This is a genomic window from Citrobacter sp. Cpo090 (genome assembly GCF_030332665.1).
GTDB classification, from domain to species: Bacteria; Pseudomonadota; Gammaproteobacteria; order Enterobacterales; family Enterobacteriaceae; genus Citrobacter; species Citrobacter portucalensis.
Window position 1 is genome coordinate 55,555 of the sequence record NZ_JAOWHK010000035.1, and the last position, 26,241, is coordinate 81,795.

Annotated in this window: 24 protein-coding genes; 9 read left to right on the forward strand and 15 right to left on the reverse strand. The window is 53.7% G+C overall.

What is annotated here, in order from left to right; all coding sequences use genetic code 11:
* The first annotated feature begins 54 nt into the window (after positions 1-54).
* Positions 55-924, forward strand: a complete 870-nt coding sequence (nanK, locus tag OGY83_RS18420) for an N-acetylmannosamine kinase (RefSeq protein ID WP_286636585.1) — start codon at positions 55-57, stop codon at positions 922-924.
* Between the two features lie 2 nt (positions 925-926).
* Entirely contained in the window at positions 927-1,394 is a 468-nt protein-coding gene (gene nanQ / locus OGY83_RS18425) for an N-acetylneuraminate anomerase (protein ID WP_079938313.1), read from the forward strand.
* A gap of 49 nt (positions 1,395-1,443) precedes the next feature.
* On the opposite strand, the gene OGY83_RS18430 is transcribed toward nanQ, so the two are convergent.
* The 4 genes from OGY83_RS18430 to gltB form a co-directional block, all read right to left on the reverse strand.
* Positions 1,444-2,724, reverse strand: coding sequence for a cytosine deaminase (locus OGY83_RS18430; RefSeq protein ID WP_079938252.1), 1,281 nt, complete (start codon positions 2,722-2,724; stop codon positions 1,444-1,446).
* Positions 2,714-3,964, reverse strand: a complete 1,251-nt coding sequence (codB, locus tag OGY83_RS18435) for a cytosine permease (RefSeq protein ID WP_286636587.1) — start codon at positions 3,962-3,964, stop codon at positions 2,714-2,716. Before codB ends, OGY83_RS18430 begins: the two co-directional genes overlap by 11 nt.
* Before the next feature lie 271 nt (positions 3,965-4,235).
* On the reverse strand, positions 4,236-5,654 hold the full coding sequence (locus tag OGY83_RS18440) for a glutamate synthase small subunit (protein WP_191213849.1): 1,419 nt from the start codon (positions 5,652-5,654) through the stop codon (positions 4,236-4,238).
* Positions 5,655-5,666: 12 nt separating this feature from the next.
* Positions 5,667-10,127, reverse strand: a complete 4,461-nt coding sequence (gltB, locus tag OGY83_RS18445; protein ID WP_286636588.1) for a glutamate synthase large subunit — start codon at positions 10,125-10,127, stop codon at positions 5,667-5,669.
* A 684-nt stretch (positions 10,128-10,811) separates the two neighbouring features.
* Here gltB and mnmL point away from each other — a divergent pair.
* From mnmL to mtgA, 4 genes are all read left to right on the forward strand, one after another.
* On the forward strand, positions 10,812-11,741 hold the full coding sequence (gene mnmL, locus OGY83_RS18450) for a tRNA modification radical SAM protein MnmL/YtqA (protein WP_286636766.1): 930 nt from the start codon (positions 10,812-10,814) through the stop codon (positions 11,739-11,741).
* A gap of 195 nt (positions 11,742-11,936) precedes the next feature.
* On the forward strand, positions 11,937-14,273 hold the full coding sequence (gene arcB / locus OGY83_RS18455) for an aerobic respiration two-component sensor histidine kinase ArcB (RefSeq protein ID WP_286636590.1): 2,337 nt from the start codon (positions 11,937-11,939) through the stop codon (positions 14,271-14,273).
* Positions 14,274-14,502: 229 nt separating this feature from the next.
* Entirely contained in the window at positions 14,503-15,156 is a 654-nt protein-coding gene (elbB, locus tag OGY83_RS18460; RefSeq protein WP_123267823.1) for an isoprenoid biosynthesis glyoxalase ElbB, read from the forward strand.
* A complete protein-coding gene (mtgA, locus tag OGY83_RS18465) occupies positions 15,153-15,872 on the forward strand; it encodes a monofunctional biosynthetic peptidoglycan transglycosylase (protein ID WP_123267824.1) in 720 nt (239 codons plus the stop codon). Before elbB ends, mtgA begins: the two co-directional genes overlap by 4 nt.
* A gap of 66 nt (positions 15,873-15,938) precedes the next feature.
* On the opposite strand, the gene npr is transcribed toward mtgA, so the two are convergent.
* From npr to OGY83_RS18520, 11 genes are all read right to left on the reverse strand, one after another.
* The gene (npr, locus tag OGY83_RS18470) at positions 15,939-16,211 is read right to left on the reverse strand and encodes a PTS phosphocarrier protein NPr (protein WP_003828770.1); all 273 of its coding nucleotides are present in this window, start codon (positions 16,209-16,211) and stop codon (positions 15,939-15,941) included.
* Positions 16,208-17,062 carry an RNase adapter RapZ gene (gene rapZ, locus OGY83_RS18475; protein WP_003025085.1) on the reverse strand — a complete coding sequence of 285 codons (855 nt, stop codon included), beginning with the start codon at positions 17,060-17,062 and terminating at the stop codon, positions 16,208-16,210. Before rapZ ends, npr begins: the two co-directional genes overlap by 4 nt.
* A 45-nt stretch (positions 17,063-17,107) precedes the next feature.
* A complete protein-coding gene (gene ptsN / locus OGY83_RS18480; RefSeq protein ID WP_003025083.1) occupies positions 17,108-17,599 on the reverse strand; it encodes a PTS IIA-like nitrogen regulatory protein PtsN in 492 nt (163 codons plus the stop codon).
* Positions 17,600-17,682: 83 nt separating this feature from the next.
* Positions 17,683-17,970 carry a ribosome hibernation promoting factor gene (gene hpf, locus OGY83_RS18485; protein WP_003025078.1) on the reverse strand — a complete coding sequence of 96 codons (288 nt, stop codon included), beginning with the start codon at positions 17,968-17,970 and terminating at the stop codon, positions 17,683-17,685.
* Positions 17,971-17,992: 22 nt separating this feature from the next.
* Complete coding sequence (gene rpoN / locus OGY83_RS18490) at positions 17,993-19,426, reverse strand: RNA polymerase factor sigma-54 (protein WP_286636593.1); 1,434 nt, start codon at positions 19,424-19,426, stop codon at positions 17,993-17,995.
* A gap of 46 nt (positions 19,427-19,472) precedes the next feature.
* Positions 19,473-20,198 carry an LPS export ABC transporter ATP-binding protein gene (gene lptB / locus OGY83_RS18495; RefSeq protein WP_286636595.1) on the reverse strand — a complete coding sequence of 242 codons (726 nt, stop codon included), beginning with the start codon at positions 20,196-20,198 and terminating at the stop codon, positions 19,473-19,475.
* Positions 20,199-20,204: 6 nt separating this feature from the next.
* Positions 20,205-20,753, reverse strand: coding sequence for a lipopolysaccharide ABC transporter substrate-binding protein LptA (lptA, locus tag OGY83_RS18500; RefSeq protein ID WP_003828759.1), 549 nt, complete (start codon positions 20,751-20,753; stop codon positions 20,205-20,207).
* Positions 20,722-21,297: an LPS export ABC transporter periplasmic protein LptC gene (gene lptC / locus OGY83_RS18505; protein ID WP_191228101.1), complete on the reverse strand. Its 576-nt coding sequence runs from the start codon at positions 21,295-21,297 to the stop codon at positions 20,722-20,724. The genes lptA and lptC overlap by 32 nt, the downstream gene beginning before the upstream one ends.
* On the reverse strand, positions 21,294-21,860 hold the full coding sequence (kdsC, locus tag OGY83_RS18510) for a 3-deoxy-manno-octulosonate-8-phosphatase KdsC (protein ID WP_079938264.1): 567 nt from the start codon (positions 21,858-21,860) through the stop codon (positions 21,294-21,296). The genes lptC and kdsC overlap by 4 nt, the downstream gene beginning before the upstream one ends.
* 20 nt (positions 21,861-21,880) lie before the next feature.
* A complete protein-coding gene (gene kdsD, locus OGY83_RS18515) occupies positions 21,881-22,867 on the reverse strand; it encodes an arabinose-5-phosphate isomerase KdsD (protein ID WP_199400242.1) in 987 nt (328 codons plus the stop codon).
* A gap of 13 nt (positions 22,868-22,880) precedes the next feature.
* Entirely contained in the window at positions 22,881-23,858 is a 978-nt protein-coding gene (locus OGY83_RS18520) for a calcium/sodium antiporter (RefSeq protein WP_016154684.1), read from the reverse strand.
* Between the two features lie 215 nt (positions 23,859-24,073).
* Between OGY83_RS18520 and mlaF the strand changes: the two genes are divergently transcribed.
* From mlaF to mlaD, 3 genes are read left to right on the forward strand one after another with little or no spacing between them, the layout of a single operon-like run.
* A complete protein-coding gene (mlaF, locus tag OGY83_RS18525; protein WP_003828749.1) occupies positions 24,074-24,886 on the forward strand; it encodes a phospholipid ABC transporter ATP-binding protein MlaF in 813 nt (270 codons plus the stop codon).
* A gap of 7 nt (positions 24,887-24,893) precedes the next feature.
* Entirely contained in the window at positions 24,894-25,676 is a 783-nt protein-coding gene (gene mlaE, locus OGY83_RS18530; RefSeq protein WP_003025053.1) for a lipid asymmetry maintenance ABC transporter permease subunit MlaE, read from the forward strand.
* A gap of 4 nt (positions 25,677-25,680) precedes the next feature.
* Positions 25,681-26,238, forward strand: a complete 558-nt coding sequence (gene mlaD, locus OGY83_RS18535; protein ID WP_003025050.1) for an outer membrane lipid asymmetry maintenance protein MlaD — start codon at positions 25,681-25,683, stop codon at positions 26,236-26,238.
* The last annotated feature ends 3 nt before the right edge of the window (positions 26,239-26,241 follow it).

Genomic DNA, 26,241 nt, shown 5'->3' on the forward strand with positions numbered 1-26,241 from the left:
AAATATGTCGTTCTTAGAGCTACAGAGCGCCACCACGATGCAAAAGGCTGCGTCATGACCACGCTGGCGATTGATATCGGCGGCACCAAATTGGCTGCCGCGCTGGTAGACAACAATCTGCAAATCCGCGAGCGGCGTGAACTGCCGACGCCTGCCAGCAAAACGCCGCAAGCGCTGCGCGCCGCGTTACAAACATTGGTTGCACCGCTACAGGGGCGTGCTAATCGAGTAGCGATCGCCTCAACGGGGATTATCCGTGAGGGGGTTTTACTGGCGCTGAATCCGCATAACCTCGGCGGGTTGATGCATTTTCCGCTGACACAAACGCTGGAACAAATCACCGGCCTGCCGACGCTGGCAGTCAATGACGCACAGGCTGCGGCGTGGGCTGAGTACCATGCGCTTGGCGGTGAGTACCGCGATCTGGTGTTTATTACCGTCTCCACCGGTGTGGGCGGGGGAGTCGTCAGCGGTGGGAAACTGCTGACCGGGACTGGCGGTCTGGCTGGGCATCTGGGACATACGCTGGCTGATCCGCATGGGCCGGTGTGCGGCTGCGGGCGTGTGGGCTGCGTTGAGGCGATCGCTTCCGGTCGTGGAATAGCGGCGGCAGCCGAAGGCGCGCTTGCTGTATGCGACGCCAAAGCCATTTTTAACCAGGCCGGACAAGGTGATGAGCAGGCAAGCAGGTTGATCCATCGCTCGGCGCGCACTTTGGCAAGGCTTGTTGCCGATGTGAAGGCCACGACCGATTGCCAGATTGTGGTGATTGGCGGCAGCGTTGGGCTGGCTGAAGGGTATCTGGCGCTGGTGGAACATTATTTGGCACAAGAGCCTTTGGCCTATCACGTGGAATTACTGGCAGCGCATTACCGCCATGACGCTGGATTACTGGGGGCCGCGCTGTTGGCCCAGGGAGAATAATGATGATATCAGATGCGTTGAATTCACTGCCTTCTGCCGGATTACATCCGGTCTTGCAGCAGGCGTTAACGCTTGCCATTGCGGCGAATCCGCAGGAGAAGACGCCTGGGCGCTACACGTTGCAGGGCGAGAATATTTTTATGAATGTCATGCAATTTACAACGCAGAGTCCAGAGCAAAAGAAAGCGGAGCTGCATCAGCAGTACATTGATATTCAGATGCTGTTGTCCGGCGAAGAACGGATTCTGTTCGGGATGTCCGATTCAGCTCGTCAGTGCGAAGAGATGCACATTGAGGATGATTATCAGCTGTGCAGCCAGATTGCCGATGAACAGGCTATGGTACTGAAGCCGGGAAAATTTGTGATTTTTATGCCGGGCGAGCCGCATAAACCGGGTTGTGTGGTGCAGGCTCCGATGGACATCAAAAAGGTGGTAATCAAGGTCCGCGCCAGCTTATTACACACCTGAAGATAAGAGATACCGTGTCGGATATGCTATCCGACACGGTATATAACACCTAACGTTTAAACGTCACCGTTTCTGGCTGCGTCAGATGCAGTGTGGTTTGGCTTGGGACCGTCTCGGCAATGACGCGACCGTGACGAATGGAATAACGGGCAGGCGTCTGGCGACGAACCGCGTCGAACCCATTTTCTGCAGGCAAAATCACCAGATTCGCAGAATTCCCCACGTTCAGACCGTAGTCCTGCAGGTGCAGGGTTTTCGCGCTGTGGGTGGTGACCAGGTTCAGCCCATCGTTAATCTGTCCGTATCCCATCAACTGGCACACGTGTAATCCCATATGCAACACCTGCAGCATATTCGCAGTGCCTAGCGGATACCACGGATCGAAGACGTCATCATGACCGAAGCAGACGTTGATTTCCGCCTCCAGCATCTCTTTGACGCGCGTAACACCGCGACGTTTAGGATAAGTGTCGAAGCGCCCTTGCAGGTGAATATTCACCAGTGGATTTGCGACAAAGTTAATACCGGACATTTTCAACAGACGGAAAAGACGGGAAGCATACGCGCCGTTATAAGAATGCATCGCCGTAGTATGGCTGGCGGTCACACGCTCGCCCATATTGTAGCGATGCGCCAGCGCCGCAACGGTTTCAACAAAGCGGGATTGCTCATCATCGATTTCGTCACAGTGCACGTCGATAAGCCTGTCGTATTTTTGCGCCAGAGCGAAAATCTTATGCAGCGACTCCACGCCATATTCACGCGTGAATTCAAAGTGTGGGATCGCGCCAATGACGTCGGCGCCCAGACGCACGGCTTCCTCTAAGAGCGCCTCACCGTTGGGATAAGAAAGAATGCCTTCTTGCGGGAACGCGACGATCTGTAGCTCTACCCACGGCGCGACTTCTTGCTTCACCTCCAGCATGGCTTTTAGCGCCGTCAACGTAGGGTCGGAAACGTCAACGTGCGTACGAACATATTGAATGCCGTTGGCCATCTGCCACTTCAGGGTCTGCATGGCGCGCGCTTTAACGTCTTCGTGAGTGAGCATTGCCTTACGTTCGGCCCAGCGCTCAATGCCCTCAAACAACGTGCCAGACTGATTCCAGCTCGGCTCGCCCGCGGTTTGCGTAGTGTCCAGATGGATATGTGGTTCAACGAACGGTGGGATAGCCAGACCGCCTTCAGCATCAAGCACTTCACCCTGTGGTAACGTCGCAGTGTCTTGAGGCTCGATACGGCTAAAGCGCCCGTTTTCAATCGTGATTTGCCACAACCCTTCACGTCCCTGTAAACGCGCCTGATGAATGGTGATGTTATTATTCTGCATGGCTGACCTCCGGTGATTTAGCAAGGCTGCGATTTAAAAGGGGATTCAGCAGGATATAGCTGAATACGCCGCCGAGTACGGCGTTGACGGGCACAATACCGGGAATATAGTGACCCGCGGCAATGCCCAGTGCAACGGACAGGATAGCTATCCAGTTTACGGGAATAAATTGCGCTTTGCTGAAGTCGGCATAGCGGCGATGGTTCAGCAGATAGTCAGCGATAATCACCCCACCGATTGGGGGGATCGCTGCCGACAGAAATGTCAGCCAGCCGACAAAGTTATTGTAAAGCCACAGCGCGCACAGTGTGCCGATAATACCGTTAGCCACTGACAGCGTACGGCTGGAAAGGCCGGTAATATTGGCAAATCCCAGACCTGAGGCGTATAGCGCGTTGTCATTGGTAGTCCAGATATTCAAGCCGAGTACCACAATCGCGGGCAGCAGCAGCCCTTGGGCAATCATCACGTCAGAGATATCCGCCTGTCCAACCGCAGCCGCGCCCGCAGCGCCGAAGATGAACATCAAGGAGTTACCAAGGAAAAACGCCACCATGGCGATCAGCACCGCGCCTTTGGCGTTGCGGCCAAAACGGACGAAGTCAGCGGTTAACGTCCCTGCGCTTACAAACGAACCGACCACCAGCGCGAGTGCGGTTGAGAAATTAAGCGGTGTCTGCGGCACTATCGCTTTTAAATGGTCTAAACCGCCGACATCGCTTACCGCCAGCCAGACAGAGTAGCTGCCAAGAATGACGATGGCAGGTACGGCGATGATAGACAAAACGGTCAGTGCCGAGATGCCAAAAAAGATGGTCAGGGTCATCAACAGCCCGGAAACCGCAATCAGGATATTAACGTCAATCCCTGTCGCTTTACCCACCGGGATAGCAAACATGGCCACACCGACGCCAAACCAGCCTACCTGTGTACCGCCTAATAGCAGGGAGGGAAGCCATGAACCTTTCACACCAAATGAGTAACGCGCCAGAAGGTGGGTTGAGAGCCCTGTTTTTGCGCCGATAAAACCGAGAAATGCAGTGTAAAGACCGAGGAGAAGATTACCGAAGAGAACTGCCAGGAAGAAATCATTATAGGAAAGACCGGTACCGAGTGTGCCACCGGTCCACATACTGGCGGAAAAAAATGTGAGCCCCAACATCACAAATGTTAGTGGAATCACGCCTTTCCGCGCCGCCTGAGGGACGGGGCCCTGGCTATAATTGTTGTCCTGCGACACAACGCCTCCATGAATTTTGCCCAAAAAATCCGCCGCATAATATACAGTTCTCAGAATAAAGCAAACGTTTCCGTGTGATATTTTCTTTGTAATTATTCGTGGGGTTAATGGTTTGCTGGTTTTCCTCCGTCGTCAGTGAACCACCGCGTGCGAGTTGAGTTTCCAGCATGGTTTGCGAGCGGCTTTCGAAGAATGATTCCGCATGTATTTTGCGGAGAAATATTGGCTCCCCATCCATCAGCGTCAGGCTGTGGCAGGGGAGCCAGAAGAATTACACTTCCAGGTAGTTCAGGATACCGTCCGCCGCTTTACGGCCTTCGGCAATCGCGGTGACCACCAGATCCGAACCGCGCACGATGTCGCCACCGGCGAAGATTTTCGGGTTGCTGGTCTGGAAGGCGTTGTCGCTGCGCTCTGGGGCAATAATGCGACCCTGAGAATCCAGTTCGACGCTATGTTTTGCCAGCCACTCCATACTGTGCGGACGGAAGCCAAACGCCAGTACCACCGCATCAGCCGGAACAACGTGCTCGGAACCGGCGATAATCTCCGCGCGGCGACGCCCTTTAGCATCCGGTTCGCCCATTTCAGTACGCGCCATTTTCACGCCGCACACTTTACCGTTGGCATTCACTTCCACGCCTAAGGGTTGGATGTTGAACTGGAACTCGACGCCTTCTTCACGCGCATTTTTCACTTCGCGTTTGGAACCCGGCATGTTCTCTTCGTCACGACGATAGGCGCAGATGACGTGTGCAGCGTTCTGGCGAACCGAGGTCCGCACGCAGTCCATCGCGGTATCGCCGCCGCCGAGAACGACGACGCGTTTGCCTTCCATACTGATGTACGGCTCGTCGCTGCTTTCGCCAAAGCCCATCAACTGTTTGGTATTGGCGATGAGGAACGGCAGGGCATCAAATACGCCGGAAGCGTCTTCGTTTTCCAGCCCACCGCGCATCGACTGATAGGTACCTACGCCAAGGAAAACGGCGTCATAATCTTTCAGCAGGGAGTCAAGTTGTACATCGCGGCCCACTTCCACGTTCAATTTGAACTCAATGCCCATACCGGTGAAGATCTCACGCCGACGGGTCATGACTTCTTTCTCCAGCTTGAAAGCCGGAATACCGAAGGTCAGCAGACCGCCAATTTCCGGGTGACGATCAAAGACCACCGCCTTCACGCCGTTACGGGTCAGCACATCAGCACAGGCCAGGCCTGCCGGACCCGCACCGATGATCGCCACACGCTTGTCGGTTTGACGCACGCCGGTCATATCCGGACGCCAGCCCATTTCGAATGCTTTATCGTTGATATAGCGCTCGATGTTGCCGATAGTTACCGCGCCGAACTCATCGTTCAGCGTACAGGATCCTTCACACAGACGATCCTGCGGGCACACGCGGCCACAGACTTCCGGCAGAGTGTTGGTCTGGTGCGACAGTTCTGCCGCTTCAAAAATACGTCCCTCGTTCGCCAGCTTCAGCCAGTTCGGGATGTAGTTATGCACCGGGCACTTCCACTCGCAGTACGGGTTACCGCAGGACAGGCAGCGGTCTGCCTGCGCTTTGGCCTGGCCTTCGGAAAACGGCTCGTAGATCTCAATAAACTCGATCTTGCGGATCTTCAGCGGCTTCTTAGGCGGATCAACGCGCTGCAGGTCGATAAATTGGTATACGTTCTGACTCATTGCTGCTACCCCTTACTGCGCCTGCACACGCAGCTCTGCTGCGCTACGACTACGGTGACCCAACAGTGCTTTCACATCACTGGATTTTGGTTTTACCAGCGCGAATTTCGCCGAGAATGCTGGCCAGTTAGCCAGGATCTCTTCGCCGTGTGAAGAGCCGGTATGCTGTACGTGCTCGGTAATCAAACCGCGCAGGTGTTCCTCGTGGATCGCCAGCGAGTCCACGCTCAGCACTTCTACCAGTTCCGGGTTCACGCGTTTGCGGAATTCACCGTCTTCGTCGAGCACGTAGGCGAATCCGCCCGTCATACCCGCTCCGAAGTTGACGCCCGTTTTTCCGAGAATACAGACGATGCCGCCGGTCATATATTCGCAGCCGTTGTCGCCAATACCTTCAACCACGGTGATTGCGCCGGAGTTGCGTACTGCAAAGCGCTCACCTGCGCGACCCGCGGCAAACAGACGGCCACCTGTAGCGCCATACAGACAGGTGTTACCAATGATGCTCGCCTCATGGCTACGGAAAGCAGAGCCAACCGGAGGACGCACTGCCAGCAGGCCGCCCGCCATACCTTTACCGACATAGTCGTTGGCATCGCCGGTCAGATACAGCTCCACGCCGCCCGCGTTCCACACGCCAAAGCTCTGGCCTGCGGTACCGCTGAAGTGCGCTTTGATCGGGTCAGACGCCAGCCCCTGATCGCCGTGTGTCTGAGCGATATAGCCCGACAGCGACGCACCAACGGAACGGTCGGTGTTGCGGATATCGAACCAGAAGGTTTTGCTCTGGCGCTCGTCGACATACGGTTTCGCCTGCTGTAACAACTGGGCGTTCAGCACGCCGTTATCAAACGGCGGGTTGTTCTCGGTGCAATGCAGCGCTTTACCCGGATGCGGTTCGGCGGTTTCCAGCAGACGAGACAGCTCCAGTTTCTGTTGTTTAGCGGTAAACCCTTCCAGCTCTTTGAGCAGGTCGGTACGACCAATCAGATCCACCAGACGCTTCACGCCCAGTTGCGCCATCAGTTCACGGACTTCGCGGGCGATAAATTCAAAGTAGTTAGTCACTTTGAACGGCAGGCCGTGATAGTGGTTCTTACGCAGTTTGTCGTCCTGAGTCGCCACGCCGGTTGCACAGTTGTTCAGGTGGCAAATACGCAGGTATTTACAGCCCAACGCCACCATCGGACCGGTGCCGAAACCGAAGCTTTCCGCACCCAGAATCGCCGCTTTAATGATATCGACGCCGGTTTTCAGACCGCCATCGACCTGCAGACGAATCTTGTGACGCAGGCCGTTAGCCACCAGCGCCTGCTGGGTTTCCACCAGACCCAGTTCCCACGGGCAGCCCGCATATTTCACGGAGGAGAGCGGGCTTGCGCCGGTGCCGCCGTCGTAGCCAGCAATGGTGATAAGGTCCGCATAGGCTTTCGCCACGCCAGTGGCGATGGTGCCAACGCCCGGTTCGGAAACTAGCTTCACCGAGATCATCGCTTTCGGGTTGACCTGTTTGAGGTCGAAAATCAGCTGCGCTAAGTCCTCGATAGAGTAGATATCGTGGTGCGGCGGCGGGGAGATCAACGTCACGCCCGGTACCGAATAGCGCAGTTTGGCGATGTACGGGGTGACTTTATCACCTGGTAACTGACCGCCTTCGCCAGGCTTCGCGCCCTGAGCGACTTTAATCTGAATAACATCGGCGTTGACCAGATACGCCGGGGTTACGCCAAAGCGACCAGAAGCAACCTGCTTAATCCGCGACACCTTGTTAGTGCCGTAGCGCGCCGGGTCTTCGCCGCCTTCACCGGAGTTCGAGTTACCGCCGATGCTGTTCATAGCTTCGGCCAGCGCTTCGTGTGCTTCCGGGCTTAATGCGCCGATGGACATGGCTGCGGTATCAAAGCGTTTAAACAGTTCGGTTGCAGGTTCGACTTCGTTAATGCTTACGGCTTCATCGCCAGGCGTAATCGCCAGCAGGTCGCGCAGCGTGGCCGCTGGACGCTCATTGACCAGCCGGGCATATTCCTGATAGTCACTGTATTCACCGCTTTGTACCGCCTGTTGCAGCGTGCGCACCACATCCGGGTTGTAGGCGTGGTATTCGCCGCCGTGGACGTATTTGAGCAAACCGCCCTGACTGATAGGTTTACGCGCGAGCCAGGCATGTTTGGAGAGGTTCAGCAGATCCTGCTGGAAGTCGGTAAATCCTGCGCCGCTGATGCGGCTGACCACGCCCTGGAAGCACAGTGCCACGACATCATCGTGCAGACCAACCGCTTCAAACAGCTTCGAGCAGCGGTAAGAGGCGATGGTCGAGATGCCCATTTTGGACATGATTTTGTACAGACCTTTGTTGATGCCGTTACGGTAGTTCAGCATCACGGTCCGGTAATCTTTGGCAATCGCCTGAGTGTCGATCAGCCGTCCCAGCGTTTCATACGCGAGATACGGATAAATGGCCGTCGCGCCAAAGCCGAGCAGGACAGCAAAATGGTGCGGGTCGCGGGCGCTGGCGGTTTCAACGATGATGTTGGCGTCGCAACGCAGGCTTTGTTCTACCAGACGCGTTTGCACTGCGCCCACGGCCATCGGTGCCGGAACCGGCAGGCGGTTTTTCGCGATGTTACGGTCAGAGAGCACCAGCAGCACCGTACCGTTACGCACCATCTGTTCCGCCTTATCGCACAATGCTTTGACGGTCTCTTCGAGCGTGGTTTCGGTCACGTCGAAGGTGATATCGAGGCGGTCAGCGCGATAATGATCCTCTTTCATAGTGGTGAGCTGGGTGAAATCGGAGTACAGCAGGATCGGCGATTTAAAGCTCAGACGGTGTGCCTGACCTTCGGCTTCGCAGAAGACGTTCATCTCACGACCGATGCTGGTGGCCAGCGACATGACGTGCGCTTCGCGCAGTGGGTCGATCGGCGGGTTAGTCACCTGCGCGAACTGCTGGCGGAAGTAGTCATAAATGATGCGTGGCTGGCTGGAGAGCACGGCAAACGGGGTATCATCACCCATTGAACCGACCGCTTCCTGACCGTTTTCACCGAGCACGCGGATCACGGAATCCAGCTCTTCGGCGCTGTAGTTAAACTGTTTCTGGTAGCTGGCGAGGGTGTCATCGTCCAGTTCACGGCTGCCGACCTGATCGTCAGCCAGGTCTTCGAACGGCACCAGGCGGCGGACGTTTTTCTCCATCCACTCTTTGTACGGATGGCGGCTTTTCAGATCGTCATCGGTTTCGGCGGAGTGCAGAATGCGCCCGCTGCGGGTATCGATAACCATCAGCTCGCCAGGGCCGACGCGACCTTTCTCGACGACTTCATCCGGCTGATAATCCCAGATCCCAACTTCAGAGGCGCAGGTAATCAGCTTGTCTTTGGTGATGACGTAGCGCGCTGGACGCAGGCCGTTACGGTCAAGGTTACAGGCGGCAAAGCGGCCGTCGGACATAACAATACCCGCCGGGCCATCCCACGGCTCCATGTGCATGGAGTTAAAGTCAAAGAACGCGCGCAGCTCCGGGTCCATATCCGGGTTGTTCTGCCAGGCCGGCGGCACCAGTAAACGCATGGCGCGGATGATGTCCATCCCACCAGCCAGCAGCAGTTCCAGCATGTTATCCATCGAACTTGAATCTGAGCCGGTTTCGTTAACGAACGGTGCGGCGTCGTGCAGGTCAGGGATCAGCGGCGTCTGGAATTTATAGGTACGTGCGCGTGCCCACTGGCGGTTGCCGGTGATGGTGTTGATTTCACCGTTATGCGCCAGGTAGCGGAACGGTTGCGCCAGCGGCCACCGTGGTACGGTGTTGGTGGAGAAACGCTGGTGGAACAGGCAGATGGCCGATTCCAGACGCAGATCCGCCAGGTCCAGGTAAAAGCGTGGCAGATCCGCCGGCATACACAGACCTTTATAGATATTGACCAGGTTCGACAAGCTACAGACGTAGAAGTCTTTATCGTCCTGGAGGCGTTTTTCGATACGACGACGTGCGATGAACAGGCGACGTTCCATATCACGCGGACGCCAGCCCGCAGGGGCATTGACAAAAATTTGCTCGATACGAGGCAGGGAGGAGAGGGCGATTTCACCGAGAACACCTTCGTTGGTCGGCACGTCGCGCCAGCCGACAATCGACAGGGTCTCCTGCTGTAATTCTTCTTCGACAATGCGACGAGAAGCCGCAGCCAGCTCAGCGTCTTTATTTAAAAAGATCATGCCGACGGCGTAGTTTTTGGCTAAACGCCAGCCGCGCTCTTGCGCCACGATGCGGAAAAAGCGGTCAGGTTTTTGTAACAGCAAACCGCAACCATCGCCGGTTTTACCATCGGCAAGAATTGCGCCACGGTGCTGCATGCGGGCCAGTGCGTGTATGGCGGTACGCACTACCTTGTGGCTAGGTTCGCCTTCTATGTGGGCGATCAGGCCGAAACCACAGTTATCCCTCTCAAGGGATTTATCGTACAACATATCAGTGAACCTCCCCAGGCTCTGCGGGATTCCCATCTGGACCGTTGCGCACGGGCACACCAAGAGCATGGCGACGGGGTTTGCGTGTCATACGCTTACCTCGCATTCGCCCTCTTTATCCTTTTCGCATAGGTCAAACAAGTTTGAGGACTTGCTTCAGAGGGAATCTCAATTACTGCATAAATATGATGAGCAGGCTGCTCATCCAGAAAGCTTCCAGCGGATTTCCACGTTATCGGGAATCCACACACAGGTCAAATGGCAATCTTATTTATGCAAAAATGTGCTATAGGGCGATTAACTTTATGAATATGTTGAAATTTAAGGCTTTTTTACATTGATTTAACGCAAGGGGAATGGAGAGCGAAGTGTGATCTGTCTCACTGTCAGAAAGGCTGTATATCCCCCGTCCTCCCTTTGTTTATCGCTATGCCTGGCATTTTATGCTGGTTTTTGAAGATTTGGCGTCTTAAAGATACTGTTTTTATGCTGAGAGTATAAGAAGATAAAAAAAACAGTCGGATATAAGGAAAAGTAATTTCATTTTGAATGAATGAAATTTCGATTATTTTGATTTGTTATGCAATAAATAAAGGCACGCCAGGGCGATTGATCCAGGTCATCGCCGACTGGGGCAAAAAATGGCAGGCTTTGGCCTCTTTTCAAGGCGCGGTCTACCAGATTATGCAGTTACAGAAATTAGTCAATATGTTTGGTGGGGATCTTTCTCGCCGTTACGGGCAAAAGGTTCATAAACTCACGCTTCACGGCGGCTTTAGCTGTCCAAATCGAGATGGCACCATCGGACGTGGAGGATGTACTTTCTGCAATGTCGCCTCGTTTGCCGATGAAGCGCAGCAGCACCATTCTATTGTCGAGCAGCTTGAGCATCAGGCGCATCTGGTCAATCGCGCGAAACGCTATCTGGCCTATTTTCAGGCTTATACCAGCACCTTTGCTGAAGTGCAGGTGCTGCGTTCGATGTATCAGCAGGCGGTCAGCCAGGCCAGTATCGTCGGGTTATGCGTTGGGACGCGCCCCGACTGCGTGCCGGATGCGGTACTCGATCTGCTTTGCGAGTATAAAGACCTCGGCTATGAGGTATGGCTGGAGCTTGGTTTGCAAACCGCGCATGACAAAACCTTGCACCGTATTAACCGCGGCCATGATTTTGCCTGTTACCAACGCACTACGCGACTGGCACGCGAGCGCGGGCTGAAAGTGTGCTCACACCTGATTGTCGGTCTGCCGGGAGAAGGGCAGACGGAATGTCTGCAAACCATGGAGCGTGTGGTGGAGACGGGGGTTGACGGTATTAAGCTGCATCCGCTGCATATTGTGAAAGGCAGTACGATGGCGAAAGCCTGGGAAGCCGGGCGGCTGAACGGAATTGAACTGGACGACTATACGGTCATCGCCGGGGAGATGATCCGCCATACGCCGCCAGAGGTGATTTATCATCGCATTTCCGCCAGCGCGCGTCGCCCAACGCTGTTGGCGCCGCTATGGTGTGAAAACCGCTGGACCGGGATGGTCGAACTGGATAAGTACCTTAACAAGCACGGAGTGCAAGGCTCGGCGCTCGGTACGCCATGGGTGCAGCCTGAGAACTAACCCTCCGTAGGCCGGATAAGGCAAAGCCGACATCCGGCAATCTGCGCCTGCTTGCCTGATGGCGCTTTGCTTATCAGTCCTACGATGACCTCTCCGCGTTCATTTCACCGATAACCTCCGCATTTCTTGCACAATCTTCAACGTCACGCTGAGAATTGAGTATTATTGTGCCAAGTTGTCGTGAAGGAACCCTCTATGAAGCAAATCCGTATGCTGGCGCAATATTACGTCGACCTGATGATGAAGTTAGGTCTGGTGCGCTTTTCGCTGCTGTTGGCGCTGGCTCTGGTCGTGTTGGCAATTGTGGTGCAGATGGCTGTCACCATGGTGCTGCATGGCCAGGTAGAAAGCATTGATGTCATCCGCTCTATCTTTTTTGGTCTGTTAATTACCCCCTGGGCCGTCTATTTCTTGTCCGTGGTGGTGGAGCAACTTGAGGAGTCCCGGCAACGCCTGTCACGACTGGTACAAAAGCTGGAAGAGATGCGCGAGCGCGATCTCAAGCTCAATGTGCAGTTGAAAGATAATATTGCCCAGCTCAATCAGGAAATTGTTGAGCGTGAAAAAGCTGAAGCAGAGCGCCAGGAAACATTCGAGCAACTGAAGGTTGAAATCAAAGAGCGCGAAGAAGCGCAGATTCAGCTTGAGCAACAGTCTTCCTTTTTACGCTCTTTCCTGGATGCCTCGCCGGATCTGGTTTTTTATCGCAATGAAGATAAAGAGTTTTCCGGCTGTAACCGTGCCATGGAGCTGCTGACTGGCAAAAGCGAAAAGCAGCTGGTGAACTTAAAACCGGCTGACGTTTACTCTCCTGAAGCGGCTGAAAAGGTGATTGAGACCGACGAGAAGGTGTTCCGTCATAATGTTTCGCTCACCTACGAACAGTGGCTGGACTACCCGGACGGGCGCAAAGCCTGCTTTGAAATTCGCAAGGTGCCTTACTATGACCGCGTAGGTAAGCGACATGGTCTGATGGGCTTTGGGCGCGATATTACCGAGCGTAAGCGTTATCAGGACGCGCTTGAGCGCGCCAGCCGCGATAAGACCACTTTCATTTCTACCATCAGCCATGAGCTGCGTACCCCGCTTAACGGCATTGTCGGCTTAAGCCGGATCCTGCTGGATACGGATCTGACCGCGGAGCAGGAAAAATACCTGAAAACAATCCATGTCTCTGCCGTGACGCTGGGGAATATTTTCAACGATATTATCGACATGGATAAGATGGATCGACGTAAAGTCCAGCTCGATAACCAGCCTGTTGATTTCACCAGCTTTATGGCGGATCTGGAAAACCTCTCTGGCCTACAGGCGCAGCAAAAAGGGCTGCGTTTTGTGCTTGAGCCAACGCTACCGCTGCCGCATAAGGTCATTACCGACGGAACGCGTCTGCGTCAGATCCTGTGGAATCTGATCAGCAACGCCGTGAAGTTTACCCAGCAGGGGCAGGTGACCGTGCGGGCGCGCTATGACCAGGGGAATATGCTGCATTTCGAAGTTGAAGATTCCGGGATCGGCATTCCGCAGGATGAGCAGGATAAAATCTTCGCCATGTATTATCAGGTGAAGGACAGCAACGGCGGTAAACCGGCCACGGGGACAGGGATTGGTTTGGCCGTGTCGAAGCGTCTGGCGAAAAACATGGGCGGTGATATTACGGTTTCCAGCCAGGCAGGAAAAGGGTCTATTTTCACGCTGACCGTGCATGCCCCTGCGGTAGCGGAAGAGATTGAAGACGCGTTTGAAGACGATGAAATGCCGCTGCCAGCCCTGAATGTGCTGCTGGTGGAAGACATTGAACTGAACGTAATTGTTGCGCGCTCCGTGCTGGAAAAATTAGGCAACAGCGTGGATGTCGCGATGACCGGGAAAGCCGCGCTGGAAATGTTTACGCCGGGTGAATATGACCTGGTGCTGCTGGATATTCAGCTACCGGATATGACCGGTCTGGATATCTCGCGGGAGCTGACGCAAAAATACGCCCGTGAAGATCTGCCGCCGCTGGTTGCACTCACAGCCAACGTACTGAAAGATAAAAAAGAGTATCTGGACGCAGGCATGGACGACGTGCTGAGTAAGCCGCTGTCGGTTCCGGCGCTAACCGCCATGATCAAAAAATACTGGGATACCCGAAACGAAGAGGAGAGCACTGTGACATCTGAAGAAAGCAGTAAATCGCAAGCGCTGTTAGATATTCCTATGTTGGAACAATACCTCGAGCTGGTGGGACCGAAGTTAATTACCGACGGGCTGGCGGTGTTTGAGAAGATGATGCCGGGATATTTGAGCGTACTGGAGTCCAACCTGACGGCACGGGATAAAAAAGGTGTTGTTGAGGAAGGCCATAAAATTAAAGGCGCAGCAGGTTCAGTGGGGCTGCGTCACCTGCAACAGCTAGGTCAGCAAATCCAGTCGCCAGATCTTCCTGCCTGGGAAGATAACGTTGCTGAATGGATTGAAGAGATGAAGCAGGAGTGGCAGCACGACGTGGCAGTATTAAAAGCCTGGGTGGCGAGCGTGGAAAAAAAATGACCCCGGCTTGACCGGGGTGCGCGAATACTGCGCCAACACCAGGGAAATCGTGGCTGCGCCGTAAATTATTATCATTGTTTACAAGGGCGCAGCCCTAATTTTCAGGCCGCACGCAGTTAAGATAGCAAATCTTAAATAATTTGTTACATGAATCAGTTAAATGTGTGAAGCGTAGCATTTAAATCATAATAACTAATATGTTTCAGCCAGTTGAGAAAGGAGTATCACGATGAAAAAAGTGGGTGTAGTGCTCAGCGGATGCGGCGTGTATGACGGTGCAGAGATCCATGAAACTGTTCTCACGCTTCTGGCCATTGCCCGCAACGGCGCTCAAGCCGTCTGTTTCGCACCGGATAAACAACAAGCGGATGTGATTAATCATCTGACCGGCGAGCCGATGCTGGAAACTCGCAATGTGCTGATTGAAGCCGCACGTATCACACGCGGCGAAATTCGCCCACTTGCGCAGGCAGTCTCATCTGAACTGGATGCGTTGATCGTGCCGGGTGGGTTTGGTGCGGCCAAAAATCTGAGCAATTTTGCCAGTCAGGGCAGTGAATGCCGGGTTGACAGCGATTTAGCCGCGCTGGCGGTGGCCATGCATCAGGCGGGTAAGCCGTTGGGGTTTATGTGCATTGCGCCTGCCATGTTACCTAAAATTTTTGACTTCCCGCTGCGTCTGACCATCGGCACTGATATCGACACGGCAGAGGTGTTGGAAGAGATGGGCGCTGAGCATGTGCCTTGTCCGGTTGATGACATTGTCGTTGATGAAGACAACAAAATCGTCACCACGCCTGCCTATATGCTGGCGCAGGACATCGCTCAGGCCGCGAGTGGCATCGATAAACTGGTATCGCGTGTGCTGGTGCTGGCTGAATGAGAAAAGGAGTTACCGCCTTTCTGCGACGTATCTTTCTGCGGGCGGTGGTTGTCCTCGCCGTATTCTGGGGCGGGGGCATTGCACTTTTCAGCGTGATGCCTGTGCCTTTCTCGGCGGTAATGGTCGAGCGACAGCTGGGCGCATGGCTGTCCGGTGATTTTGGCTATGTGGCGCACTCGGACTGGGTGAGCATGGATGAGATCTCACCGTGGATGGGGCTGGCGGTGATTGCTGCGGAGGACCAGAAGTTTCCCGACCACTGGGGGTTTGATGTCACCGCCATAGAGAAAGCGCTGGCGCACAATGAACGTAATGAAAACCGCATTCGCGGGGCGTCGACGTTATCGCAACAGACGGCGAAAAACCTCTTTCTGTGGGATGGACGAAGCTGGGTGCGTAAAGGTCTCGAAGCCGGGCTAACGCTGGGTATGGAAACCGTCTGGAGTAAGAAACGTATTCTGACCGTCTATTTGAATATTGCCGAGTTTGGCGATGGGATATTTGGCGTGGAGGCGGCGGCGCAACGGTATTTTCATAAACCGGCCAGTCGCTTGAGCCTGTCTGAAGCGGCCTTGCTGGCGGCAGTATTGCCCAATCCTTTGCGTTTTAAGGCGAATGCGCCTTCTGGTTATGTGCGTAACCGCCAGGCGTGGATTATGCGCCAAATGCGCCAGTTAGGCGGTGAGTCGTTTATGCGGGAAAAGAAGTTGTATTAGCGTAGTTATTGCCGGATGCGGCGTAAACGTCTTATCCGGCCTACTGGCTACGTTCTGTGTACTCGATTAATCTTCATCAAACCCTGAATTAAACAGGGCAATCACTGCGGCCAGGGCTTCAACTTCCTGTGGACCCGTGGCTTCAACTTCAATCTGACGCCCTTTGGCTGAATCCAGCATCAGCAGAGCGATAACGCTGTTGGCCTCGGCTTCCGTTCCTTCATCATTACGCAGCAAAACTTCTGCTTCGAAACCCTGCATCAATTCAAACAGTTTCATCGCTGGGCGGGCATGCATGCCCAGCTTATTCGTGATTTCAACGGTTTGCTTCACGGTCATGATTTACGTTTTTCCAGCGTACGATGGCGTGACTGCACGTTTTTACCGCGTGAGCGGAAGTAGTCTGCCAGCTGCTCTGCAATATACACCGAACGGTGTTTCCCGCCGGTACAGCCGATGGCTACGGTAAGGTAGCTACGGTTGTTGGTCTCCAGCATGGGTAACCATAGCTCAAGATAGCTGCGAGTCTGGTAGATAAAATTGTGAACTTCTGTGTGCCTGTCGAGGAACGCGGCGACGGGGCGGTCAAGACCGGTCATTGGGCGCAGCTTCGGATCCCAGTGTGGGTTAGGCAGGAAGCGCACGTCAAAGACGTAATCCGCATCAATCGGGATACCGTGTTTGAAACCAAAGGATTCGAATACCATCGTCAATTCACGTTCACGTTTACCCAGCAGTCGGGTACGTAACATTTCCGCCAGTTCGTGTACGGACATTTCGGAGGTATCAACGATCAGGTCAGCGCGAGAGCGCAGAGGCTCCAGCAAATCGCTTTCCTTATCGATAGCGCTTTCCAGAGACAAGTTCTTGCTGGAGAGCGGGTGTAAACGACGCGTGTCACTGTAGCGACGAATCAGCGTGTTACGGTCAGCATCAAGGAACAGCAGCTGTGGTGAGAAACCTTCAGGCAGATTGTTCATTGCCTGCTCGAAAATCTCCGGGGACTCAGGCATGTTGCGCACATCAATGCTGACGGCCGCAGAAATCTGGCGATCGGCCAGAGTACGAGCCAGATCGGGCAACAGCACTACGGGAAGGTTATCCACGCAGTAAAAACCCATATCTTCCAGCGCACGCAGGGCGACAGATTTACCTGACCCTGAACGACCGCTGACGATCATCAGTACCATGTACTGTTTCTCCTCACAACGACAAAAAAGGATGCCATTGGGTTGTTATGCCTCATCCTGTCCACCTTCGGTGTCCGTGATGATTTGATACAACTCCTGGTCACTTTGCGCGGCGCGCAGACGACGACAGATGGTTTTATCCGCCAAACGTTTTGCGACCAGTGACAACGTATGCAAATGCGTCTTGGTTTGGTCCGCCGGAACAAGCAGAGCGAACAGCAGATCGACAGGTTGATTATCAATGGCGTCGAAGGCGATAGGCGTTTCGAGTTGCACAAACACACCAACCGCGCGCATCGTGTCTTCTTCCAGCTTTCCGTGCGGGATAGCAATACCATTACCGATGCCGGTACTGCCCATTTTTTCACGTGTCAGAATGGCTTCAAATACCACCTGAGAAGGCAAGCTGAGCTGTTTTGCCGCCAGTTCACTGATGATTTCCAGTGCGCGTTTCTTGCTTTGGCAGTGAACGCCTGCGCGTGTACATTCCTGGTTAAGAACAGTGCTCAGTTGTAGAGTCGTATCGTTATTTGTCATAATTTCACCTAAGCGCTAACTGTACAAATGGCCCGTTGTGCTACACAACAGGCCGTCCTGCACCCGCTAACTGCCCGGACAAGTTAGTGCTGTTTCAGTTTATCTTTATGTTTTGTTAACTGCCGAGCCAGTTTATCAATTAAACCGTCAATGGCGGCGTACATATCCTGACCTTCCGCGCTGGCATGAATTTCGCCACCGTTCACATGCAGTGTTGCATCCGAGATATGTGTAACCTTCTCCACTTTCAACACAATATAGACCTGATTAATCCGGTCGAAATATTGTTCGAGCTTGGCAAATTTTGTATTCACAAAATCGCGCAGGGCTTCGGTGATTTCGACGTTGTTTCCAGTGATGTTGAGCTGCATAGTGTCTTCCTTATCGGTTGGGTCAGACCAGCTGTTTGCGCTGGTTAGACGGCGGAATGGATAAAGACTCTCGGTACTTCGCAACAGTGCGGCGCGCCACCATGATACCCTGTTCTGACAGCATAGAGGTTAACTTGCTGTCACTCAGTGGTTTCGCGGGGTTTTCCGCAGCAATTAATTTCTTCACCAGCGCACGGATAGCTGTGGATGAGGCTTCACCTCCGCCTTCAGTGTTAACGTGACTGGAAAAGAAATACTTCAATTCAAAAATGCCGCGCGGACTGTGCAGATACTTTTGCGTGGTCACACGGGAAATGGTCGATTCGTGCATCTCGACGGCCTGGGCGATATCCGCCAGCACCATCGGTTTCATAAACTCTTCGCCTTGCTCAAAGAAGGCTTGCTGTTGCTCCACGATGCAGCGACTGACCCGCAGCAACGTATCATTGCGGCTTTCCAGGCTTTTAATCAGCCATTTCGCATCCTGCAGATTGCTACGAATAAACTGGCTGTCAGCATCGTTGCGCGCGCTATTGCACATGGCGGCGTAGTGCTGGTTAATCTGCAGTCGTGGAATGCTGTCGCCGTTGAGTTCGACCATCCAGCGATCGTTATGCTTACGCACCAGCACATCCGGAATGACGTATTCTGGTTCGCCAGTCTGGATCGACTGTCCAGGTCTTGGGTCCAGCGACTGAATAAGATTGACGGCTTCTTTCAGCACATCTTCTTTCAGCCGGGTCACGCGCATCAGCGTGCGGAAGTCATGGTTGGCTAACAGATCGAGATGATCGCTGATGATCAGGCGCGCTTCTTCCAGCCACGGTGTGGCTTTATCAAACTGCGAAAGTTGGATCAGTAAGCAGTCACGGAGATCTTTGGCGGCCACGCCAACGGGATCAAAGCGCTGAACGCGTTTAAGCACGGCTTCGATTTCGTCCATACCGACGTCGTCATCGCCCATGCTTTCGAGAATATCGTCCAGGGTCACGGTGAGATAACCGGTTTCGTCTACCGCATCCACAATGGATGTCGCAATGGCGCGATCGGTATCCGAGAACGGGGTCAGTTCCACTTGCCACATCAGGTAATCCTGTAGTGATTGCGTGGTCTCACCCTGATACACAGGCAGTTCGTCGTCGATGTAATCTCCGCTGGTGCCCGAAGGCGTCCCGGCGGTGTAAATTTCATCCCAACTGGCGTCAAGCGGCAACTCCTCAGGCATCTCTTTTTGTTCGAGTGCATCTGCGGTGTCGAGGGTTTCGCTATCCTGTTTTTCCTGGGTATCAATTTCGTCGTGAAGATCGGTTTGCTCGAGCAGTGGGTTACTTTCCAGCGCTTGCTGAAGTTCTTGCTGAAGTTCCAGCGTGGACAGCTGCAACAGACGGATAGCCTGTTGTAGCTGAGGCGTCATCGCCAGTTGTTGGCTAAGCCTGAGTTGCAAACCTTGCTTCATGTTCAGAGTTGTTCTCTCCTGCAGTGACGTGAAGTCTTCTACCCTATCAGAGTCTGAAGTCTTCCCCAAGGTATACGCGCTTAACGTGCTCATCCTGCAGTATTTCTGTTGGCGTGCCGTGCGCGATCAGCTGCCCCTGACTTACGATATAGGCGCGCTCACACACTGCCAGCGTTTCGCGGACGTTATGGTCGGTAATCAGCACGCCAAGGCCGCTGTCGCGCAGGTGTTCGATGATCCGTTTGATATCAATAACGGAAATCGGGTCAACACCGGCGAACGGTTCATCCAGCAGGATAAATTTCGGATTAGCGGCCAGTGCGCGGGCGATCTCCACGCGGCGTCGTTCACCACCGGAGAGCGACTGGCCTAAGCTGTCGCGCAAGTGTTCGATGTGGAATTCTTCCATCAGCTCGTTGGCGCGATCTTCGCGCTGCTCGCTGGTCAGATCGTCACGAATTTGCAGTACCGCCATCAGGTTGTCAAACACGCTCAGGCGACGGAAAATCGACGCTTCCTGCGGTAAATAGCCGATGCCGCGACGTGCGCGCGCATGCAGGGGCAGCAGGCTGATGTCTTCGTCATCAATGATGATGTTGCCCGCATCGCGCGGGACAATGCCGACCACCATGTAAAAGGTCGTTGTCTTACCCGCACCGTTAGGACCGAGCAGACCGACGATCTCCCCGGAGTTGACGGTGAGACTGACATCTTCAACCACACGACGGCCTTTATAGGCTTTTGCAAGGTTCTTTGCAGTTAATGTTGCCATAACGAATCAGTTACCTTTTTTCTCTGCCGGAGCCTTGTTTTTGTCCTGCAACTGCGACGGAACCAGAACGGTGGTGACGCGTTTGCCTTTATCGCTGAAGGCCTGCATTTTCTGCTCTTTTACCAGATAGGTGATCTTATCGCCCGTGATGTTGCTATCGAGCTGTTCCAGATACGCCTTGCCGGTGAGAACGACGAAGTCTTTCGCCAGTTCATAGTGCATCTGCGAGGCGTGGCCTTTAACCGGTTTACCGTTGTCCTGCATCTGGTAAAACGTTGCAGGATTGCCATAGCCGTCAATCACTTCTTTGCCGTCTTCACCGCCAGGACGGGTCACGACGACTTTATCGGCGTTAATTTTGATAGTGCCCTGCGTCACAATCACGTTGCCAGTAAACGTCACCACGTTGCCCTGCATATCCAGGGACTGCTGGTCCGATTCAATGTGAATCGGCTGCTCGGTATCGCCGGTGACGGCAAATGCCGGAATGCTGGCGGCCAGAAGTGAGCTGGCAAGTACAAGATTAAGGCTGAGTTTGTTTGTTTTGGATTTCATATGAGGTTCTAACCTTTTCAATCAGCTCGGCGTTCTTGCTGCGTAAGTTGCCGCGCATCTTCAGTCCGCTGGAGTTAAATGTTGTGCCATACAACGTCACCAGATCATCGGAAGTGACGTCTTGTGTCACCAGGTTAATCTGCGCGTTATCGGTCGTAATTCTGCGTAGTTGAGAGTCAGGCACCAGGGCGTTAACCTCAACATGGCCGTACAGATACAGCATCCGATCGTTGGTCAATTTGGCTTTATCGGCCTTGATCGTCCAGGTCGGTACTTTATCCTTATCAAACGTGGTTAATACCGGTTGGGTAAACCACGAAACCGCTTGTTCAGAAAAATATTCAACGTTTTTCGCGATCAAGTGATAGCTCAGGGCGCCTTCCGGACTATACACCAGGGTATCAGTATGTTCGCTCTTATAGGTTGGCTCGTTGTTATTGACGACGACCTGAGCGGTGTCGTCTTTGTCTGCCAGATTGATACCAATCATCACAAGGACAGCCAGCGACAGTAGAATGATAACCCAACGTCTGGTTTTGCTCATATCGATTGCCCTTTGGCCTCGTCCAGTTTGCCCTGCGCCAGGAGTAATAAATCGCAGACTTCACGCACAGCGCCACGTCCCCCATCAATGCGGGTGACATAATCGGCTCGCGGGATCAGCAAAGGGTGGGCATCAGCCACCGCGACGCTTAATCCCACTTTAGCCATCACCGGCCAGTCGATCAGGTCATCGCCAACGTAGGCGACATTCTCCGGCGCGATCGCCAGTTTGCTAAGTAAATCGCCAAAGGCAACCAGTTTGTCTGACTGCCCCTGATACAGGTGGGTGATCCCCAAAGTGGCACAGCGATCTTCTACAAGTTTAGCCTTTCGTCCGGTAATAATGGCAACCTCAATACCGGAAGTGAGCGCACAGCGAATTCCGTAACCATCACGGACGTTAAAAGCCTTCAGCTCTTCACCGTTGTTGCCCATATAAATCAGACCATCAGACAGTACGCCATCCACATCCAGGATCAGCAAACGGATGTTTTCTGCCCGGGTGATAACGTCTGCGCTGACGGGTCCATAACAGGTCGCAAGCGACGCACCTGCTTTACTCATTTTCGTTATCCTTGAGTTTCTTACACTACACCTGCACGCAGCAGATCATGCATATGTAACACACCGAGTAACTGGTCGCCATCAGCAACCATTACCGAGGTGATATGGCGGGACTGCATTAAGTTCAGGGCATCGACGGCAAGAATACCCGGACGCACGCGAATGCCTCCAGGGGTCATTACATCAGCAATGCCTAACTGGCGTACATCAACGCCCATATCGAAGACACGACGTAAATCGCCATCGGTGAAAATACCGTCAATCTTCATGGCATCATCGCAAATGACGGTCATACCGAGATTTTTACGTGTGATCTCAATTAAGGCGTCACGCAGGCTGGCGTTTTTAGTCACATGCGGGATCTCGTCGCCCGTATGCATAATATCGTTAACGCGCAGTAAAAGCTTACGGCCGAGTGCGCCACCGGGATGAGACAACGCAAAATCTTCCGCGGTAAAGCCGCGCGCTTTTAATAATGCCACCGCAAGGGCATCGCCCATCACCAGTGTTGCTGTCGTGCTGCTGGTCGGCGCCAGGCCTAACGGACAGGCTTCCTTGGGCACTTTAACACACAGATGCACATCTGCCGCACGCGCCATACTGCTTTCCGGACGACCTGTCATGCAGATAAGTGGTACATGAAGACGTTTTAATACCGGGATCAGCGCCGCTATCTCATTGGATTCACCGGAGTTAGAGATGGCGATGACCACATCCTGCGGTGAGACCATACCCAGATCGCCATGTGCGGCTTCGCCTGGGTGTACAAAAAATGAGGGGGTACCGGTGCTGGCAAATGTGGCTGCCATTTTCCGCCCGATATGGCCAGATTTCCCCATTCCCATCACCACCACTTTGCCCGGGCAGCTGAATATTTTCTCGCATGCGAGGGTAAAATTTTGGTTGATGTACTGATCAAGCTCCGCCAGGCCTTCACGTTCAATTTCCAGGACTTCCTTGCCTGCTTGCTGAAAGTCAAAACCCGGTTGCAACTCTAAGTGCGACATAATGCGTTTCCAGTTATCCAACGAGAAGTGGCGATAACCAATACAGCATCGCCAGCCATATGATAAAACCGCCGGTCAGCAGCGCACCTGCGCCGCGACCAATCTGGCGCGGACGTCGCCAGCAGAGTAGTGCAAAAATTACGCTCACCAGCAGCATGACGCTATAGTCGCGGGTGAAGGCCATCGGATTGACTTCACCCGGCGTAATCAGCGCCGGTAACCCGAGGACGATAACGATATTAAAAATGTTCGCGCCGATAATGTTACCGACGGCAATATCGTTTTCACCTTTACGCAGACCCGCAATCGCCGTTGCCAGCTCCGGCAGGCTGGTACCAATGGCGACCACTGTCAGACCGATAGTAAGTTCGCTCATGGCGAAATAGTTCGCCAGCACGGTAGCGTTATCCACCACCATACGTGTAGCCATTGGCATGATAATCAGCGCAATGCCCAACCACAAAAATGCGACAGGTAACCCGCCTTCGCGCGGCAGCTCAGCTATCTGCTCACGTGTCAGGCTGTCATTGCCTTGTCGCTCGGCCAGACGGGCGATTTTAACAATGAATAGCAGCCATAGCACGGCCAGAAGCAGAAGAAAGAAACCGTCGCTGCGGCTTAACTGTCCGTCATACAGGACGGATGCAGCTAAAATACTTACCAGCAACATTAGCGGCAGTTCACGACGCAGAACATCAGAATGCACGGTAAAAGGGTGAATCAGCGCCGACAGGCCTAAAATAAGCAGAATGTTGGTGATGTTAGAACCTATGGCGGTCCCGACAGCCAGATCGAGTTGCCCATTCATCGATGCGGCAACAGAGACAATTATCTCGGGTAACGACGTACCAATGCTGACCACGGTCATCCCGATGATAATGGGTGGAATACCGAAGTTTCGACATAAAATGGATGCGGCAAATACCAGACGGTCGGCACCGTAGACCACCAGAAGTAAACCAATTATTAACAGCGCCGTCGCTAAAAGCATCTAAAGTCCTTTCTTCAGGTATACTCGCCGGTCCACTTGAAGGATCTTCTGGAAGCCGTAACGAAGTCTTAATTTTGACTTTATGCGGCTAAAAAGTAAAACAAATGCCAGCTTTCGCTAACCAGGACAGGCAATAATCTGTAAATATGTTGGGTTCAGGGCTAAATTGAGCGCCAAACTCTTCGATCAACGAGGCAATAGTAAAGGATGAATCAATGGGTCAGTCTGTGGCGAATCTAGTCGATATGCGCGATGTCAGCTTTTCCCGGGGTGACCGCTGCATCTTTGATAATATTTCCCTGACGGTACCGCGCGGTAAGGTGACGGCGATCATGGGGCCATCAGGCATCGGCAAAACGACGCTGTTGCGTCTGATTGGCGGACAGATCCCCCCGGATAAGGGCGAGATCCTGTTTGACGGTGAGAACGTCCCGGCCATGTCCCGTTCGCGTTTATTTACCGTGCGTAAGCGCATGAGTATGCTGTTTCAGTCTGGTGCGCTATTTACCGACATGAATGTTTTTGACAACGTCGCGTACCCTCTGCGCGAGCATACGACGTTGCCAGCGCCGTTACTGAAGAGCACGGTGATGATGAAGCTCGAGGCCGTCGGCCTGCGGGGTGCAGCAAAATTAATGCCTTCTGAATTATCCGGTGGGATGGCGCGTCGCGCCGCGTTAGCACGTGCTATCGCGCTGGAGCCAGACCTCATCATGTTTGATGAGCCGTTCGTCGGTCAGGATCCCATCACCATGGGCGTGCTGGTGAAGCTGATTTCAGAACTGAACAGCGCGCTGGGCGTCACCTGCGTGGTCGTTTCCCATGATGTGCCTGAAGTACTGAGTATTGCGGATTACGCCTATATTATGGCGGACAAAAAAATAGTGGCCTACGGTAGTGCTCAGGCACTACAAGAAAATGCCGATCCGCGCGTACGCCAGTTCCTTGACGGTATTGCCGATGGACCGGTTCCGTTCCGTTACCCGGCGGGCGACTACCACATCGATTTACTCAAAACAGGGAGTTAAGCCACCCATGTTGTTAAATGCGCTGGCATCACTCGGACATCGGGGAATAAAAACCCTCAGGACGTTCGGGCGAGCCGGATTAATGTTGTTCAATGCGGTTGTCGGCAAGCCGGAGTTTCGCAAACATGCGCCGCTGCTGATACGCCAGCTCTATAATGTCGGTGTCTTATCGATGCTGATCATTATTGTTTCTGGCGTGTTCATCGGTATGGTGCTGGGGTTGCAGGGATACCTGGTGCTGACGACTTACAGCGCGGAAACCAGCCTCGGTATGCTGGTGGCGCTGTCATTGTTACGTGAGCTGGGACCGGTTGTTGCGGCGCTGCTGTTTGCCGGGCGGGCCGGGTCGGCCTTAACCGCAGAAATTGGCCTGATGCGAGCGACCGAACAGCTTTCCAGTCTGGAAATGATGGCCGTCGATCCACTGCGCCGGGTGATCTCGCCGCGTTTTTGGGCTGGCGTCATTTCATTGCCGCTGCTGACGATTATTTTTGTCGCCGTGGGGATCTGGGGTGGTTCACTGGTTGGCGTAAGCTGGAAGGGTATTGATGCGGGCTTTTTCTGGTCGGCTATGCAAAATGCCGTCGACTGGCGTCTGGACCTGGTCAACTGTCTGATTAAGAGCGTGGTGTTCGCCATTACGGTCACCTGGATTGCATTGTTCAATGGTTATGATGCGATCCCGACCTCTGCCGGGATTAGCCGGGCAACGACACGCACCGTTGTGCACGCCTCTCTTGCCGTTCTGGGGCTGGATTTTGTGCTGACCGCACTGATGTTTGGGAATTGAGTTCATGCAAACGAAAAAAAATGAAATTTGGGTCGGGTTATTCCTGCTGGTTGCGCTGCTGGCAGCGCTGTTTGTGTGCCTGAAGGCAGCGAACGTCACCTCAATGCGTACTGAGCCGACTTACACGATTTATGCGACCTTTGATAATATCGGCGGCCTGAGAGAGCGTTCTCCGGTGCGGATTGGCGGGGTAGTAGTTGGACGCGTATCGGATATCTCGTTAGATCCGAAAACGTACCTGCCGCGTGTGACGCTGGAAATCGAATCGCGTTTTAACCATATTCCTGACACCAGTTCTCTGAGCATCCGTACTTCCGGTCTGCTGGGCGAACAGTATCTGGCATTGAACGTGGGTTTTGAAGATCCTGAGCTGGGAACGTCTATCCTCAAAGATGGCGGTACGATTCAGGACACGAAATCCGCGATGGTGCTGGAAGATATGATTGGTCAGTTCCTTTACAACAGCAACAGTAAAGGTGATGACAATAAGAATTCTGGCGATGCGCCAGCCGCAACTGAAGGCAATAATGAAGCCACTACGCCTGCGGGCGCAACGAAATAATCT